General features: G+C 62.5%; 13 protein-coding genes. 6 read left to right on the plus strand and 7 right to left on the minus strand.

The window, feature by feature from the left end:
• Nucleotides 1-158 precede the first annotated feature (158 nt).
• From NKI17_RS35685 to NKI17_RS35705, 5 genes are read left to right on the plus strand one after another with little or no spacing between them, the layout of a single operon-like run.
• Nucleotides 159-1,235: a Gfo/Idh/MocA family protein gene (locus NKI17_RS35685; protein ID WP_352457863.1), complete on the plus strand. Its 1,077-nt coding sequence runs from the start codon at nucleotides 159-161 to the stop codon at nucleotides 1,233-1,235.
• Nucleotides 1,235-2,053 carry a sugar phosphate isomerase/epimerase family protein gene (locus tag NKI17_RS35690; protein WP_352457864.1) on the plus strand — a complete coding sequence of 273 codons (819 nt, stop codon included), beginning with the start codon at nucleotides 1,235-1,237 and terminating at the stop codon, nucleotides 2,051-2,053. The genes NKI17_RS35685 and NKI17_RS35690 overlap by 1 nt, the downstream gene beginning before the upstream one ends.
• Nucleotides 2,053-2,886 (plus strand): alpha/beta fold hydrolase, encoded by an 834-nt coding sequence (locus NKI17_RS35695; protein ID WP_023680303.1) that lies wholly within the window; start codon nucleotides 2,053-2,055, stop codon nucleotides 2,884-2,886. Before NKI17_RS35690 ends, NKI17_RS35695 begins: the two co-directional genes overlap by 1 nt.
• Complete coding sequence (locus tag NKI17_RS35700; protein ID WP_352907788.1) at nucleotides 2,883-3,605, plus strand: ribulose-phosphate 3-epimerase; 723 nt, start codon at nucleotides 2,883-2,885, stop codon at nucleotides 3,603-3,605. The genes NKI17_RS35695 and NKI17_RS35700 overlap by 4 nt, the downstream gene beginning before the upstream one ends.
• Nucleotides 3,605-4,642: an ROK family protein gene (locus NKI17_RS35705; RefSeq protein ID WP_352457866.1), complete on the plus strand. Its 1,038-nt coding sequence runs from the start codon at nucleotides 3,605-3,607 to the stop codon at nucleotides 4,640-4,642. The genes NKI17_RS35700 and NKI17_RS35705 overlap by 1 nt, the downstream gene beginning before the upstream one ends.
• Nucleotides 4,643-5,077: 435 nt before the next feature.
• Here NKI17_RS35705 and NKI17_RS35710 read toward each other — a convergent pair whose 3' ends face one another.
• The 6 genes from NKI17_RS35710 to NKI17_RS35735 form a co-directional block, all read right to left on the minus strand.
• A complete protein-coding gene (locus NKI17_RS35710; protein WP_352569005.1) occupies nucleotides 5,078-5,851 on the minus strand; it encodes an SDR family NAD(P)-dependent oxidoreductase in 774 nt (257 codons plus the stop codon).
• Between the two features lie 39 nt (nucleotides 5,852-5,890).
• Complete coding sequence (locus tag NKI17_RS35715; RefSeq protein ID WP_352569006.1) at nucleotides 5,891-6,619, minus strand: SDR family oxidoreductase; 729 nt, start codon at nucleotides 6,617-6,619, stop codon at nucleotides 5,891-5,893.
• Nucleotides 6,616-7,929: a D-tagatose-bisphosphate aldolase, class II, non-catalytic subunit gene (locus tag NKI17_RS35720; protein ID WP_352457868.1), complete on the minus strand. Its 1,314-nt coding sequence runs from the start codon at nucleotides 7,927-7,929 to the stop codon at nucleotides 6,616-6,618. Before NKI17_RS35720 ends, NKI17_RS35715 begins: the two co-directional genes overlap by 4 nt.
• Nucleotides 7,926-8,927 (minus strand): tagatose kinase, encoded by a 1,002-nt coding sequence (locus tag NKI17_RS35725; RefSeq protein ID WP_352569190.1) that lies wholly within the window; start codon nucleotides 8,925-8,927, stop codon nucleotides 7,926-7,928. Before NKI17_RS35725 ends, NKI17_RS35720 begins: the two co-directional genes overlap by 4 nt.
• A 258-nt stretch (nucleotides 8,928-9,185) precedes the next feature.
• Nucleotides 9,186-10,418 carry an ROK family transcriptional regulator gene (locus NKI17_RS35730; RefSeq protein ID WP_352726273.1) on the minus strand — a complete coding sequence of 411 codons (1,233 nt, stop codon included), beginning with the start codon at nucleotides 10,416-10,418 and terminating at the stop codon, nucleotides 9,186-9,188.
• A gap of 251 nt (nucleotides 10,419-10,669) precedes the next feature.
• Nucleotides 10,670-11,554 carry a sugar phosphate isomerase/epimerase family protein gene (locus NKI17_RS35735; RefSeq protein WP_352726281.1) on the minus strand — a complete coding sequence of 295 codons (885 nt, stop codon included), beginning with the start codon at nucleotides 11,552-11,554 and terminating at the stop codon, nucleotides 10,670-10,672.
• Nucleotides 11,555-12,410: 856 nt separating this feature from the next.
• Between NKI17_RS35735 and metH the strand changes: the two genes are divergently transcribed.
• Nucleotides 12,411-16,220, plus strand: a complete 3,810-nt coding sequence (metH, locus tag NKI17_RS35740) for a methionine synthase (RefSeq protein WP_352726271.1) — start codon at nucleotides 12,411-12,413, stop codon at nucleotides 16,218-16,220.
• A gap of 339 nt (nucleotides 16,221-16,559) precedes the next feature.
• Here metH and NKI17_RS35745 read toward each other — a convergent pair.
• Nucleotides 16,560-16,870 (minus strand): LysR substrate-binding domain-containing protein (locus NKI17_RS35745; RefSeq protein WP_352907790.1); only part of this gene is annotated, 311 nt, incomplete at its 5' end.

Below are 16,870 nucleotides of genomic sequence, written 5' to 3' on the forward strand. Positions count from 1 at the left end.
CACCCCCGGGGGGGTGACCCCCCCCGCCCGGCCCCCCCCCCGCTAAATGGGGGGGGGGGGGCGGCACCCCTAACCCCCCCCCCCGCCCCCCCCCCGGGGGCCCGCGGTCAAGACCAACCGCCAGACGATGCGCGGCTACGGCGCCTGAGGAAGAGACCATGATCCGCAAGCAAGACCGTCGCCTACGTGTCGGTGTGCTCGGCTGCGGGCCGATCGCGCAATTTGCCCATCTGGAATCCTGCGTGAAAGCCAGGAATGCCGACCTCTATGCGATCTGCGATGCCGCTCCCGACCTGCTGGCGCGCATGGGCGCGACTTATGAGCCCGAAAAAATGTATGGCGACTACGATGAGATGCTCGCCGACCCTGAGCTGGAAGCGGTGATCGTTGCGACCTCGGACGCCTATCACGTTGCGATGTCGATCAAGGCGCTCGAGGCCGGCAAGCACGTGCTGTGCGAGAAGCCGATCGGCGTCTCGGTCGAGGAAGGTGAGACGCTCGCCGATGCGGTTAAGCGCTCCGGCAAGGTGCTGCAGGTCGGACATATGAAGCGCTTCGACCCGGCACTGGAAGCGGCGCGCGATTTCGTCCGCGACGAGATGGGCGAAATCCTGGCGCTGAAGGCCTGGTATTGCGATTCCACGCATCGCTACACCAACACCGACGCGGTGCAGCCGCTGCCCGTCACCAGCAAGCTGGCAAAGAAGCCGGCCGGCAATCCGAAGGCCGACCTCAGGCAGTATTTCATGCTCGCGCACGGCTCGCACCTTGTCGATACAGCACGCTTCCTCTGCGGCGAGATTGTCGCGGTGCGCGCCCGCCTCAATGAGCGTTTCGGCGCCTATTGCTGGTTCGTCGAAACTGAATTCGCCAATGGCGCGCTCGGCCATCTCGACCTCACCGTCGCCGTCCGCATGGACTGGCACGAAGGCTTTCAACTCTATGGCGAGAACGGCTCCGTGATCGCAAAGACCTTCAATCCCTGGTATTTCCGAGCGAGCGAGGTCGACATCTTTCACGAGAAGGATGCGACGGCGCGAAAGCCGCTTGGCGCCGACGGCCATTTCTTCAGGCGGCAACTCGAAGGCCTCGCCAACACGGTCCTCGACGGCGCGCCGCTGCGCGGCGCCGATGTCGAGGACGGCCTCGCCTCGATCCGCGCCATGGTGGCGATCGCCCGCTCGGTGGAGAGCGGGCTGCGCGTCGAGATCGCTGCCGTCACGGGAGCGGTCTGATGCAGGTCGGGGTGTTCGCCAGGACCTTCCCGGGCAGCGAGCCGGCCGGCGTGCTGGCGGCGGTGCGCGACGCGGGATTTGCCGTCACCCAGTTCAATCTTGCCTGCGCCGGCCTGCCGTCGATGCCGGATGCGGTACCTGACGGTGCCATCAGCGCCATCGCGGCAGCATCCGGTGCCTCCGGCGTCGCCCTGGTGGCGCTGTCGGGCACCTACAATATGGCCCATTCGGACAAAGCGGTGCGCGACGACGGCATGCGCCGGCTTGGCGTGGTCATCAAGGCCGCGGCGTCCCTTGCTGTTCCGCTCGTCACCCTGTGCACGGGAACGCGCAACGCGGACGATCAATGGGCGTATCACCCCGACAACGCCGACCGTGAGGCATGGGACGACATGGCAGGCGAGATCGAAAAGGCGCTTCAACTCGCCGAGCGTCATGGCGTCGATCTCGGCATCGAGCCCGAACAGGCCAACATCGTAACCTCGGCGCAGGATGCGATGCGCCTCATCGCCGAGATGGGCTCGAAGCGGTTGCGCGTCGTGCTCGATCCGGCCAACCTGTTCGAACAGGCGAGCCCCGAGGAAGCAAGCGCCATCGTGGCCGCCGCCGTCGAACGCACTGCCGGCCACGTCGCCATGGCGCATGCCAAGGACCGCTTCGCCGACGGGCGCTTTGCCACCGCCGGCAGGGGCGTCGTCGATTTCCCGGATTTCGTCGCCAGGCTGAAGTCATCAGGCTTTGACGGGCCGCTGGTCACGCATGGCCTCTCGGCCGAAGAGGCACCAGGGGTTGCTCGCTTCCTGATGGGGCTGACCTGATGGCGCGCCTGGCCGCTCTGCTTCGCGACGACGCCACGCTTCGGATTTCTGATAATGGCAACGGGCTTGCCGTCGTCTTCCAGCATGGGCTGGGCGGCGGCGAGGCGCAAATCGCCCAGGCTTTCCCGGCCGGTGCCGACTTGCGGCGCATCACGCTGGAATGCCGCGGGCACGGCGCCTCCGGACTGGGCAGCCGCCGTCCGTTTTCCCTGAGCATGTTCGCGGACGATGTTGTTGCCGCCGCCGATCAAGCCGGTCTCGACCGTTTCGTCGCCGGCGGCGTTTCCATGGGCGCCGCCATTGCCTTGCGCCTTGCCTGTCGCCACCCGGACCGCATCGCGGGTCTGCTGCTTGTACGCCCGGCCTGGATTTTCGACAGCGCGCCGGTGAACCTGCGGCCGATCGCCGAGGTCGCCGGCCTCATCCTCGACCACGGCCCCGACAAGGCCAGGACGATCTTCGCGCAATCGGAAACCGCCGAGCGCCTGCAGCGCCACGCGCCCGACAATCTCGCCTCATTATTCGGCTATTTCGACCGGCCGGACGCCGCGCCATTCGCGCAGGTCCTCGCCGACATCGCCGCCGACGGACCGGGCGTTTCTGAAAGCAACGCCGCTGCCCTTGGCGTCCCCACGCTGGTTATCGGCAACGCCATGGATGCGGTGCATCCGCTGCCGGCTGCGCGCACGCTTGCCACGGCGATCCCCGGCGCAACCTTTGCGGAAATCTCTCCCAAGGCGCTCGACAGCGTCAGGCATTTCGCCGAGCTGCAGGCTGAGATCACGACCTTCCTTCGCGCTCACTTCAACATCCGGAGCCTTGTCCCGTTATGACGACCAAATCCCTGTGCGGCCCCGCTGCCATCGCCGCCCTTCCGCGCAACCGGCTGCTCGGCGAGTTTTCGCTGTGGTCGGCCGACCTCGCCAATATGGAGCGCGACCTGAAGCGCATAGATCCGTTTGTCGACCTCCACCACATCGACGTCGCGGACGCCCGCTTCACCCCCGGCTTCCTGTTCTTTCCGGACCTGGTGGCGCGGATTGCCATGCTGACGGCAAAGCCGATCCATGTGCATTTGATGGTTGAAGCGGAGATCGTCGAGGAGCAGGCGCGCCAATTCATCGAGGCCGGCGCCGATCTTGTCAGCGTCCATGCGGAAAACGGCGAGGCCGGCCTACGCGCCGTGCGGCTGGCGCGTGAGCTCGGCGTCGAGGCCGGGGTGGTGCTGAGACTGGAAACGCCGGTGGCCGCGGTCAAACCTTTCCTGTCGCAAGTGGCTTTCGTGACGCTTCTCGGCACATCCATCGGCGTCAAGGGCCAGAGCCTGTCCGACCAGGCCGGCCCGCGCCTGATCGAGGCACGGGCGCTGATGCGAAAAGCAGGTCGCGAGAACGAAATCATCTTGGCTGCCGATGGCGGCATCCGCCACGAAACGGTGCCCCGCCTGCGCGCCGCCGGCGCCGAAACCGTGGTGCTCGGATCGCTGGCATTCGGCGACCCCGACCTTGCGCAGCGCATGGCCTGGCTGCATGGGCTGGAGATTGCCGCCTGATGACAAAGGTTGCGCTTGCCTTCGATCTCGGCGGAACGGAGCTGCGCGGCGCGCTGGTCGAGAGCGGCGGCCACGTGATCGCCCATGTTTCGGCCCCGACGATGGCGATCGCGGGATCGGAAGCGGTGATCGGCCAGATCATCGCGCTGGCCGGGGACCTTCTGACACAGCACCCACAGGCCAAGGTTGCCGGCATCGGCGTCGGCGCACCGGGGCCGCTCGACCCCAAGGCCGGGATCGTGATCGCACCGCCGACACTGGCTGGCTGGCACGATGTGCCCTTGATCGACATTCTCGGCAAGTATTTCGGTCTGCCGGTGCGGCTGGAGAACGACGCCAATGCCGCAGCACTCGGCGAATGGCGCTTCGGCGCCGGGCGTGGCACCGGGTCGATGGTGTTCGTCACCGTGTCGACTGGCATTGGCGGTGGCGTCGTTGCCGAGGGTCACGTCTATCATGGCCGGCGCGGGCTGGCGGCCGAGATCGGCCACATGACCATCACCGGCGAAGGAGACCGCTGCTTCTGCGGCGCCGTCGGCTGCTTCGAGGCGGTCGCCTCCGGAACCGCGCTCGGGCGGCGCGCCACGGCGCTGACGGCGCCGGGCGACGGCTCGCTGCTGCGGCGCCTTTCGGCCGACGGCGACATCTCGGCCAGGCACGTGGTCGATGCCGCGCGTGCAGGCGACGGGCGCGCGCGCACACTCATCGAGGCGGAGGCGAATTGGCTGGGCATCGGCTTCACCAATCTGCTTCATCTCTATTCGCCGGACCTGATCGTAATGGGTGGCGGTCTCGCCAACGGTTTCGACCTCTTGGCTCCAAGCATCAGGGCGGTCGTCGAGCAGCGGGCGATGCCCGCCTACCGGGACGTACCCATCGTGCCGGCGCAACTCGGCAATCAGGCCGGACTGATCGGCGCCGCCAGCCTGATCCTGTGGGAAGGCGAACCAGGCGCGCCGCTGGCGATGGCGCAAGATGACGAAAACAACAACGACACGACCAAACGTGCCGGTGCCCGGGAGGCAAGCCATGGCTGAGCTCAAGCTGAGCGGCGTGCGCAAATCCTACAGATCCGTCGAGGTCATTAGTCCACGACCAGGCGACTCTGCTCGACTACACCGCTGGAGGTGCGCGCCATCGCAATGGGCGCATACAAGCCTTCTGGTAGTCGCGGCGAGACTGCGAACTGCCCAGCGGCGGCATGACCGTTCGAAGCAGGGCTCGGCCAGCGTCGCCCGTGCGGAGGCGTCATTAATTTTGCTGACAGATTGCCGATCTACATTGGTCGGCGGTGCCTGGCGGGCGGCTCGACTGTTGGTTGGGGACAAGGATTTCGACGTGGTTCGCGCTGGCTGCGATCGGCGCCGAGGTTACCTAAGGCGATGTGCCGGCGGCCGAAGCCGCATCCACCTTCTCGAGCTCGAGCTTCGGTGAGAGAAGTGACCGGGAGGAAACTCTTGGCTGCTACGGTCCTACCAGCACGTAAATCCCCCATCGACGGGTACGACGGCTCCGGTCATCAAACTGGCCGCGTCGGAAGCGAGGAACAGGACAGCGCTGGCGACTTCGTGCGCCTGGCCCATGCGGCCCATTGGCGTGTCTCGCAACCACGCTTCTATACGCGGCGCGTTTTCCGGAATCGCCAGGACCATCGGCGTTTCGATGTAGGTTGGCGCCACCGCGTTAACCCGCACGCCATGAGGCGCCCATTCGGCGGCGATCGAGCGGGTCATGTGATGCACGGCCGCCTTGGAGACATTGTAAGGTGTTTGCGGCTGCGGCCGGTTGCAGATCGTGCCCGACATGGAACCCAGATTGACGATTGAGCCGCGGCCGGCCGCGATCATGTGGCGGCCGAAAGCGCGCGAGCACCAGAAGACGCCGTTGATGTTGACGTTCATCATCCACAGCCAGAGTTCATCACTGATATCTTCCGACGAAATGCCGCTGCTGCCGACGCCGGCATTGTTGACGAGAATCGAAGCCGGCGTGCCCCGAGTGGCGAGCGTGTCAGCAATCTCGCTCATCCTTGTTGACGAAGTGACGTCACCGAGCATCAGCTCGGCCGAGTAGCCTTTCGCAGTCAGTGCATCCCTGCCAGCACTGCCGATCTGCTCGTCGGGCTCTATGATGACCACATGCGCTCCGGACTCGCCCAACGCTTCGGCGCATGCGAGGCCAATACCTCTGCCTCCGCCGGTCACCACGGCGATCTCGTTGTCCACCCTGAAGCGCGCTTGATACATGGCCTACCTCCCCGAATTTCGATGCCGAGACGCTACGTGTCAAATGTCGAAGTTGGTCGGCAGAATGACGATATCGCGAATTGTCACCGTTCTCGGCCGGGTCAGCATGAACAGCAGGACTTCGGCAATTTCCTTCGGCTCAAACAGATTTCCGGCCGCCATCGCCCGGTCGAGGTTCTCCTTCGGCCAGTCGGCGACGAGGGGCGTCAGTACCGGTCCGGGGGCGATCGCGCCGACACGGATGCCGTGCTTCGCCACCTGTCGCCTCAGCGCATGGACGAACGCTTGAACTGCGTGCTTGGAAGCGGTGTAGATCGGCTCCCATGGTATTGCGGTATGGCCGGCAACGGAACTGGTGACGACAATGTCTCCCGTGCCCCGCTCGATCATGTGCGGCAGGACCGCATGGACCGTTCGGAATACGGCATTGACGTTCAGGTTCAGCATCCCGTCAAAGGCGTCCGGATCACCATCAATGAAATCGCCGCCGATATAGGCGCCGGCATTGGCATGGAAGGCGTCGAGGTGACCGACCTTGTCCAGAATGCCGGGCATCATGCCTGCCACGCTTTCCGGATTGGTGAGATCCACCCTCAAAGGAATCGCGTTCTCGCCGAGATCAGCAGCCAGGCTGCGCAGTTTCTCATCCGCATAGTCGATCAGGACCACCCGCGCGCCAGCATCGAGACAACCACGGACACAAGCAAGGCCGATACCCGATGCCGCGCCCGTGATTGCAATGACCTTTCCAGAGAGTTGTTCGCTCATCTTCGTCCTCCAGCCGTCGGGTTGCTTTCGGTGTTGAGTGCCTCGCCCGTGCAGGCGAAGCGGTACTCGTCCAGGCTGCGCTGGATCGAGGCGATCAGTAACGAGGTAGGCTCGAGCGGTTTGCCTGCAAACGCCTCGAATGCGGGCAGATGCTGGCGAAACAGCGTGAGCGGCACCGTCTTGCCGTGCAGGGCCGCGGTCAGGCTCGCGACCGCTGCTTCCGCCTCCGGCTGGTTCCAGTAATACCGGATGCGGTCCGAGAACGAGTAGTGGCGCTGGATGCGCTGTTCGGCTTCCGAGCCGTGATAGTGGCCCTGCCAATTGCCGGGTTTGGCCAGCATCAATCGCTCCATGGCCTGATAGAGTGGACGGGCTCCGTAGTCAGGCAAAAGATCGGTCGCGATAAGGTCCAGCGCGTAGAGCGCCTCACGCAGGACAAAGGTCAATTCCGGCCCCACTTTCAGGATCGGGAAGCCGTCCTCGACCAATTGGCGCAAATATGTTCGTCCCTGGTAGTCGGTTGAATGCGCCTCGTAGACCAGGCCAGGCTCCTGCTCGAGCAGCCGCGTCAGCCCGCGTGCCCTGGCGGAATCGTAAAGGACCACATTCTCATTGCCGAACTCCACACCGGGCTGGACCACCAGTGCGATGACGCGTGAGAACGCATCGGCCAAGCCTTGCTTCAGGAACAGGTCGCGATGAACATCGATCGTGTGCGTCGCCGCCGCTACGCTGGTCGGCTCAATGTCGCTGATTGCATGGTTGGCGCCGCCGGGCGTCGGCACCTCGGTGCCGATGATGTAGACCGGGGCCTCATCTCCTGCGGCGCGCGCCGCGCGCTCTGCCGCCAAGGCCAGCCGCGCTGCACGCTCCGCCGTTCTGGCGTCGTCGAGCGCGGCAGGCTCGCCGGCGCATCCCATCGAAGCATCGAGGTGGATCTTTCGAAAGCCGGCGGACACGTACGCCGTGACCATCTCTTCTGCCTTCGCCATCGCTGCGCCGGCATGTTCCCCGCGCCACGGATTTGGCCCAAGGTGATCCCCACCGAAGATGATCCTTTCCATCGGAAGCTTTTCTTCTGCCGATATGTGCTGGACGAGACGAACAAAATCGCTGGGCAGCATTCCGGTGTAGCCACCGAACTGGTTGACCTGGTTGCAGGTTGCTTCGATCACAAGCATGTCGGAGAAGCGTGCAGCATTGCGCGCTGCTGCCCGAATGACCAATGGATGCGCTGAGCAGACAGACGTGACGCCTATCGGCGAACCATTGCGCCGCGCCGCCGCCAGGCTTTTGAGGAGACCGGTCATCGAGCGTTTCTCGGGGTCACGGCGATGAATTCGTCAAGCTGCCGACGCGAGGCGGCACCTTCCATCGGACCTTGAATAGTAACGTTGCGGGCTCCCGCGGCATTGGCATACTCTAGGGCTTTGAACACAGGCATGCCGAGACGGCGGCAAGCGACGTAAGCGCCGCCGAAACAGTCGCCAGCGCCCGTCGGATCAATTTCCGCAACCCTGAACGCCGAGCAATCAATACGCGAGCCGTCAGCACCGAAGAATGTTGATCCGTGTTCGCCGCGTTTAAGCGCAATCTCTGTCACACTGCGCCCAAAGAGCGCGATGACCGCGGCAGATTCACCATCAACTCCAGCTGCCATGAACAATTCGTCGCCGGAGGGCAGGATAAGGTCGGCGACATCGACGAGCTTGGCGAAGCGCTCCTGCGTCTGCCCGAGCCCGAGCAATTCCTTGCGCAAGTTCGGGTCAAGTGAAACGGAGCCGCCGCGCCGCTTGATGACGCCGATGGCATAATCCATCGTCTCCCAGATACCCGGGATGGCAAAAGCGCTACCCATGACGTGGAGGTGTCCAGCCCGCTCGAAGAGCGCCTTCGCTTCAACCGTCAGGCTCACCAGGGCCGCCGCCGATTTTCCGATGTTGAAGACAAAGTCGCGCGAGCCGTCATTGCGATAGCGAACAAACGCGCTTCCGGTCGGATAATCCTGGCTGACCGAGATGGCCGATACGTCCACGCCGTCAGACCGGAGCCGCTCGATGTTGATGCGGCCGAAATCGTCATCGCCGACCGAGGCGACAATTGCCGCCGACCCGCCGATCTTGGCGCATTGATCGATGAAAATCGCCGGCGCGCCGCTGGGAAAGGGGCCGATAAGCTCTATCGGCTCGAGAAAGCCGTCGCCGCGACTTTTAGCCATGATCTCCACCAGGATCTCGCCGATGACCACCGTCGGCCCTAGTGCGTTGGGTGCGAGCTTGGTCTGACTTAAAATCGCATCTGCGGGCATCATACAACTCGGCTAGCGCACATCTTTTGACTGGAGCACGCGCCTGGAGGTTGCGGCCGCTCGCTCCACAGCGAACGACAACCCGAGACGGCCACGATGGGAATGCGGGATGCTCCTCCAGAGGCTACATTAATTATGTTTGTCGCTTTATGCAACATATTAATCAATCGAGACGGACACGCCACAATGGCGTTCTAAATCGCGATCAGACGGGTAGCCCGAGCAGCAGCATCGGTTCGGCAGTGCCGAACCTGGACATTAGTCTTCGTCTTCCTCTGCCCCTTCGAGTTCCGCCGTACCGTCGGCGAAACGCTGGCTTTGCAGAGACAAGTATCGCTGATGTAACATGCAGGCCGCACCGAAGGCGGAACCGACAGTTCCTTCATCATTCATTGTGATCGATGGGAACGGGAAACTGGATTCCTGTATGGCATGGATGTGTGCAGCGACCCTGGCAGCCATCAAGGGATAGAGTGCGGCGACCGAACCGCCTAGCACGATCTTGTCGGCGTCGATGATTCGGCAAGTCTGCACCAGGCCTATTGCCAAAGCCCTTGCCCAGTCCTCGGCTGTTGAGACGGCGCTGGGCAACCGGTTTTGGACATCGGAAAGGAAGTTGCCGAATGTCGGATCACTGAGGGCGGAGGTCTTGCGATAATCGGCCATAATGTTTTCAAGGCCGATTAGTTGTTCGAGATTGCGGCGCGGGCCTGGCGCGTCGCTGATAATCAAGTGCCCAATCTCCCCCGCCAGCCCGTTGGCGCCGCGAAAAAGGCTGCCGTCAACGATAATGCCGCCGCCGACACCGCTCTCCATAACGAGAAAAAGCGTGACGCCGGAATGCACCTCGCTGCGCCCGTAAGTCGCGCCGATCGCGAATGCGTTGGCATCGTTCTCGGCAAGGACCGGAACACGAATCGGCAGGGCGTCTCTCACCAGCTTTGCAAGGTGAACATTTCGCCAGCCGAGAAGCGGCGCAAAGTGGACGAAGCCATTCTTATCCATTTGCGCCGGGGTTGATACGCCAACGCCTTCACATCGCTCCAGTTTTGACACAGGAATAGATTGGAGAGCCAGCCTCACGGCGCGGTCGACCGCGGCCTCTACGCTGATCGACGGACCATCAAACGGTTCCACATTCGTCGAAACGATATTGGTTCCAAGATCGATCTCTACCGTACTGATATGCTCGACACCGATCTCGACCCCAAGGAAGAAAATAGCATCCGGCACAAGCTCCAGCATGATGCCGGGACGGCCGGCTCGGGCATAGCCCGCTTGTTCAGGCAGATCCTCAATTGCTTCGCGCACCAGACCGTCAGCCGTCAGGCTCGCGATGATATGCCCCGACGAAGAGCGGTTAAGCCGTAACTTGCGCGCGAGTTCGGCTCGAGTGAGACGTCCAAATTGATGAAGGGCTCTTAGAGCCGCCACTTCATTGTTTTGTCGAATCCTGCGATTTGAACTGGCGGTCAGCGCCGGGTCATTCACTTAGGTCTCTCCAGGTTACCTGCGGTCCGCAAGCCGAACGCAACCACAACGCGCTCACTTGGTACACGCCGCGCAGGCGTGCAGCAACTGGCGCGATCTTATTGAACGCGCATCCCCCGAAGCTTCTGTCTCACGGATCCGAGGCTGCCGATGAACAGCGAAAAAACCGCAGCACTACAGCGCTGAAGACCGCGGAGCAGGGCGCCTTAGGCAGAGGGTCCGCACTGCCGCACAATCAGATTATCCTCGACTTATGGACGGGCATTCGTCGTTCGCCGACGAACCGCCTCTTGCATTTTCAGGTCGATGAAGGCCTTGGCGTGCTTTGCCAACGGCATGTTCTCGGTCCAGGTATCGCGCCATATGGCGCATGCGAGGGACAGACCCTCATCGACCACGGCGCTGGAGAACGATTCAAAGGTGATGTCGCGGTTATAGCCGATGTCTAGCAGCGCGTCGAAGATGCGATCGAAATCGATCACTCCATCGCCGAGGTAGCCGCGATTGCTTTCGCCGATGTGAAAATAGCCGATCTTGTCGCCGGCCAGACGAATGGCCGCCGCTGGATTGGCCTCTTCGATGTTCATATGAAACGTGTCGAGATGGAGCGTGACGTGATCGGAGCCGGTCGCCTTGATGAAGTCGAGGCCCTGAGCCGCCGTGTTCAAGAGATTCGTCTCGAACCGGTTGACGACCTCCAGGACCAGATCGACGCCGGCCTTCTTTGCTGCGTCAGCCGTCTTGGCAATGGCTGCAATGCTGTTCTTGCGGCCGCGATCACTCGGCATTGTCGAGTATTTCGTATGCGCGGAATAGAGAATGCCCCCGAGCTTAGTGCCGCCGATGTCCCGCACCGCCGCGACTGCATTCGCGAGTAATTCCTCACCTGCCTTCACGACAGCGCCGTCCTCGCTCGACACATCGGCGCCCAAGGGCAGGCCCATGGTGAGGGCGATTTCGAGATCTAACGACTGAGCCTTCTTGGCGAGGCGATGGATGTCGAACTTTTCGGGTTGAAGATACGCAAACTCGATCAGCCGGTAACCGCACGCAGCCGAATTCTCCATCGCTTCTTCAAGCATGGCCTGATTGCCACCGCCGGTCCATACGAACGAATGAATGCCCAATCTGCGCATCGGCTGTTTCCTCCTGGGTACTGGCGATTCTATAAATGTTGACAAGGACAACAAAAATGCCCCCATCGTGACAAATGTCAAGGTCCTCGACGGCGCAACCAATGCTTGTGCGCGCGGCAACTCCTAACCGGATCGAGCATCATCCACGCAAATATGCCGAGGATAATACGCGGAATCCCGGGGCCGCTGCCTCGGCGGGTTTTTTGGCTTGACAGAATTCCCGTACCGTTTAATTTGTTGCCAAGAACAACATATAACGCTGCCAACCAGCGAAACGTGGAGGAGGAAATTAACTTGCCCTGATCCAATTTCTCCGCTCTTCGCGACAGATTGGCTGATAGCGCTCTTCTGTGCTCGTTCGCATGAATATGGCCAACTCGGTCCGTGAGTTGAGACCAAGCCGGCAATTCGAAACAGCAGAAAATGTTGCCTCCCAAGGCCAGCACCTGACGGGAGTTTTCTGCTCGGGTGCGGGCACGAAAAGCGATGAATCTTCATAGGGCCAGTGCCCGTGCGCTGGCGTCTTAAATTTGGATCAAGCCGGGAGGCGCCACCGGGCCGATTGGAGGAAATCGCGGAGGCGGGGCCCCCACAATGCCTTTGATGGCCAGGAGGTTTCCGGTCTGGCGAGAAGGAACATTGCCATGACTGCGAAATGACGGACTGACATTCAAGATTCTTTGGAGGAGTGAAAGATGAGACATGAACTCGGAATAGGCCTTGCCGCATTGGCAGTGGGGCTAATGACCAGCGTGATGCCTGCCATGACGTATCAAAGGTTACGATGAGCACATCATATTTTGACATAAAGATATGTTTATGTCACGGTGTGTGATCTTGGAAGCCGAGGCTCACCGTGGTGCATTCTGAATCCTCCTTGGATTCCCTTTTCGGACCCGTTGTCGCCAAGGCGGATGGATCGGAGATTCGTTCTGCCTTGGAATCGGCCGCGCGCGAACGAATCCTCATCCTCGACGGCGCGATGGGCACGCAGATCCAGGGGCATGGCTTCAACGAGGAACAGTTCCGCGGCGACAAGTTCGTCGGCTGCGCCTGCCATCAACAGGGCAACAACGACCTGCTGATCCTGACGCAGCCGAAAGCGATCGAGGAAATCCACTACCAGTACGCGATTGCCGGCGCCGACATCATCGAGACCAACACCTTCTCCTCCACGTCGATCGCCCAGGCCGATTACGGCATGGAGGATGCGGTCTATGACCTGAACCGGGACGGTGCCCGTCTGGTGCGGCGGGCCTGCATTCGCGCCCAACAGGAAGACGGCAAGCGACGCTTCGTCGCCGGCGCGCTGGGACCGACCAACCGCACCGCCTCGATGTCGCCGGACGTCAACAACCCCGGCTATCGCGCCGTCAACTTCGACGATCTGCGCATCGCCTATGGCGAGCAGTTGCGCGGCCTGATCGACGGCGGCGCCGACATCATCCTGATCGAGACGATCTTCGACACGCTGAACGCCAAGGCGGCGATCTTCGCCTGCAACGAGATCTTCCTCGAAAAGGGCGTGCATCTTCCGGTCATGATCTCAGGCACGATCACCGACCTGTCGGGCCGCACGCTGTCGGGCCAGACACCGACGGCCTTCTGGCATTCGATCCGCCACGCCAGTCCGTTCACGGTCGGCCTCAACTGCGCGCTCGGCGCCAACGCCATGCGCGCACATGTCGCCGAGATTTCCGGCGTCGCCAACACCTTCACCTGTGCCTATCCCAATGCCGGCCTGCCCAACGAGTTCGGCCGCTACGACGAGAGCCCGGAATTCATGGCGGCGCAGATCGAGGGTTTTGCGCGCGAGGGACTGGTCAATGTCGTCGGCGGCTGCTGCGGCTCGACGCCGGATCACATCCGCGCCATCGCAGCGGCAGTGAGGAAATATCCGCCGCGCGCCATTCCGGAGATCGAGCGCAAAATGCGCCTGTCAGGTCTGGAACCCTTCACGCTCACCAAGGAAATTCCGTTCGTCAATGTCGGCGAGCGCACCAACGTCACCGGCTCGGCGAAATTCAGGAAACTGATCACCGCCGGCGACTACCCTGCCGCCCTCGACATCGCGCGCGATCAGGTCTCCAACGGTGCCCAGATCATCGACATCAACATGGACGAGGGCCTGATCGATTCGAAGAAGGCGATGGTCGAGTATTTCAACCTGATCGCCGCCGAGCCGGATATCGCCCGCGTGCCGGTGATGATCGACAGTTCGAAATGGGAGATCATCGAGGCTGGCTTGAAATGCATGCAGGGCAAGCCGCTGGTCAATTCCATCTCGATGAAGGAAGGCGAGGAAGCTTTTCTCCACCATGCGAAACTCGTCCGCGCGTATGGCGCGGCGGTCGTCGTCATGGCGTTCGACGAGGAAGGCCAGGCGGACACGCAGGCGCGAAAAGTCGCCATCTGCACCCGCGCTTACAAGCTCCTGACCGAGCAGGCCGGCTTCCCGCCGGAAGACATCGTTTTCGACCCGAACATCTTCGCCATCGCCACCGGCATCGACGAGCACAACAATTACGGGGTCGACTTCATCGAGGCGACGCGGGAAATCATCCAGACCCTACCTCACGTCCACATTTCGGGTGGCGTCTCGAACCTGTCCTTCTCGTTTCGCGGCAACGAACCGGTGCGCGAGGCCATGCATGCCGTGTTCCTCTATCACGCCATCCAGGCCGGCATGGACATGGGCATCGTCAATGCCGGCCAACTTGCAGTCTACGAATCGATCGATCCGGAACTGCGCGAAGCCTGCGAGGACGTCGTCAACAACCGCCAGCCGGCGGGCGGCGGCAGCGCCACCGAGCGGATGCTGGAACTTGCCGAGCGCTTCAAGGGAACCGCCGGCAAGGAGGCCAAGGAACGCGATCTCGCCTGGCGGGAGTGGACTGTCGACAAGCGCATTTCGCATGCGCTGGTCAACGGCATCACCGAGTTCATCGACGCCGATACCGACGAGGCGCGGCTTGCCGCCGAGCGGCCGCTCCATGTCATCGAGGGCCCGCTGATGGCCGGCATGAACGTCGTCGGCGACCTGTTCGGTGCCGGAAAGATGTTCCTGCCGCAAGTGGTCAAGTCCGCGCGCGTGATGAAACAGGCGGTCGCCGGGCTGCTGCCGCACATGGAAGCCGAGAAGCTGGCCAACGCCGCCAATGGCATCGACACCGGCGAACGCCAGACCGCCGGAAAAATCCTGATGGCGACGGTCAAGGGCGACGTCCATGACATCGGCAAGAACATCGTCGGCGTCGTGCTCGCCTGCAACAACTACGAGATCATCGATCTAGGCGTCATGGTGCCAGCGACTAAGATTCTGCGGACGGCGCGCGAGCAAAACGTCGACATCATCGGCCTCTCCGGCCTGATCACGCCGTCGCTCGACGAGATGGCGCATGTCGCCTCCGAAATGGAGCGCGAAGGTTTCGACATTCCGTTGCTGATTGGCGGGGCGACGACCAGCCGCGTTCACACGGCGGTCAAGATCCACCCGCGCTATGAGCGCGGCCAGACGGTCTACGTCACAGATGCCAGCCGCGCCGTTGGCGTCGTCTCGTCATTGCTGTCCCACCAGGCAAAGGGCGACTATGTCGATACGGTACGCGCCGAGTACCGCAAGGTGGCGGACGCGCATGCGCGTAGTGAAGCCGACAAGCTGCGCCTTCCGCTCGCCAGGGCAAGGGCAAACGCCCACAAGATCGACTGGTCGGGCTATGTCCCGCAAAACCCCTCCTTCCTTGGGCTGAAGGTTTTCGAGACCTGGGACCTCGCCGAACTCGCCCGCTACATCGACTGGACGCCGTTCTTCCAGACCTGGGAGATGAGGGGGCGCTATCCGAAGATTCTCGAAGACGAGGCACAGGGGCCGGCGGCGCGCCAGCTGTTCGAGGATGCACAAGCGGTGCTGAAGCAGATCATCGCGGAACAATGGTTCGCACCGAAGGGCGTGATCGGCTTCTGGCCGGCCAATGCCGTCGGCGACGACATCAGGCTTTTCACCGACGACACGCGTTCGCAAGAGCTGGCGACCTTCTTCACGCTGCGCCAGCAACTGACCAAGCGCGACGGCAAGGCCAACGTCGCCCTGTCGGATTTCGTCGCGCCGCTCGAAAGTGGCAAGGCGGATTATCTCGGCGGCTTCATCGTGACCGCCGGCATCGAGGAAGTGGCGATCGCCGAGCGCTTCGAGCGGGCCAATGACGATTATTCCTCGATAATGGTGAAGGCGCTCGCCGACCGCTTCGCCGAAGCCTTCGCCGAGCGGCTGCACGAGCGTGTCCGAAAAGAGTTGTGGGGCTATGCGCCGGACGAGAACCTGGCCCCGGAGGATCTGATCGGCGAACCCTATTGCGGCATCAGGCCGGCGCCCGGCTATCCGGCGCAGCCCGACCATACCGAGAAGGCGACGCTGTTCAGGCTGCTCGACGGCGAACGCAACGCAGGGGTCACCTTGACCGAAAGCTATGCCATGTGGCCCGGCTCGTCGGTCTCCGGCATCTATCTCGCCCATCCGGAAAGCTATTATTTCGGGGTGGCCAAGATCGAGCGCGATCAGGTGGAGGACTATGCACGGCGCAAAGACATGTCAATTTCGGAGGTCGAGCAGTGGCTCGGGCCCATCCTGAATTACATCCCAGTGCAGGTCGCTGAGGCCGCTGAATAGATTGTCGGCGTACCAGCTTCAAAGTGGAATTCGTCCTGTATTCAAGCCTTGCCGGGCGCGCCGCTCACCCACTGGGCGGCAGGCGGCAAGAAGATGCAGAGATGGCGAAAATCCTAGGCATCTCCATAGCAGGAGTATGGGACGCGGTGAGCATTCCCGCAACAAGTCTGGACGGAAGCTGACAATGAAACCAATCGCTTAGACCCGCTAGCTAGCGGTCGAGAACCGGTGTCGGATCCGGTCGACGCGCATCACGGCCAAGGCCTGACGGCGCTGGAGCCCGGCCAGGGCATGAGTGCCAGCGTGCGGCTCCACTGGCGGCCGATCGATGCCTGAGGCTTACCGGATCGGCGTCTCGCCGCGAAACAGCGGCTGGTGCGCCCGCATCAAGGCGGCGATCCGGTCGGCGACTTTCCGTACCGGCGGGGAGTGACGTTCCTCGTGATGGGTGACGATCCATTGGTCGGTTTCAAGTTCGGGGATAGGCTGAGCAACGCGAACCAGCCGCGGATCGCCGTCACCGACGAAGCACGGAAAGACCGAAAGGCCGGCGCCGGCGGCCACCAGTTCGCGCACCGAATGGGTGTTGTTGCCGCGTACGGCGATGCGGTCGCCGTGATGGGCTTGCAGCCAGCGCGCCGAGGCAATGT

The sequence above is a fragment of the Mesorhizobium sp. M0816 genome (assembly GCF_040320005.1).
Classification (GTDB): domain Bacteria; phylum Pseudomonadota; class Alphaproteobacteria; order Rhizobiales; family Rhizobiaceae; genus Mesorhizobium.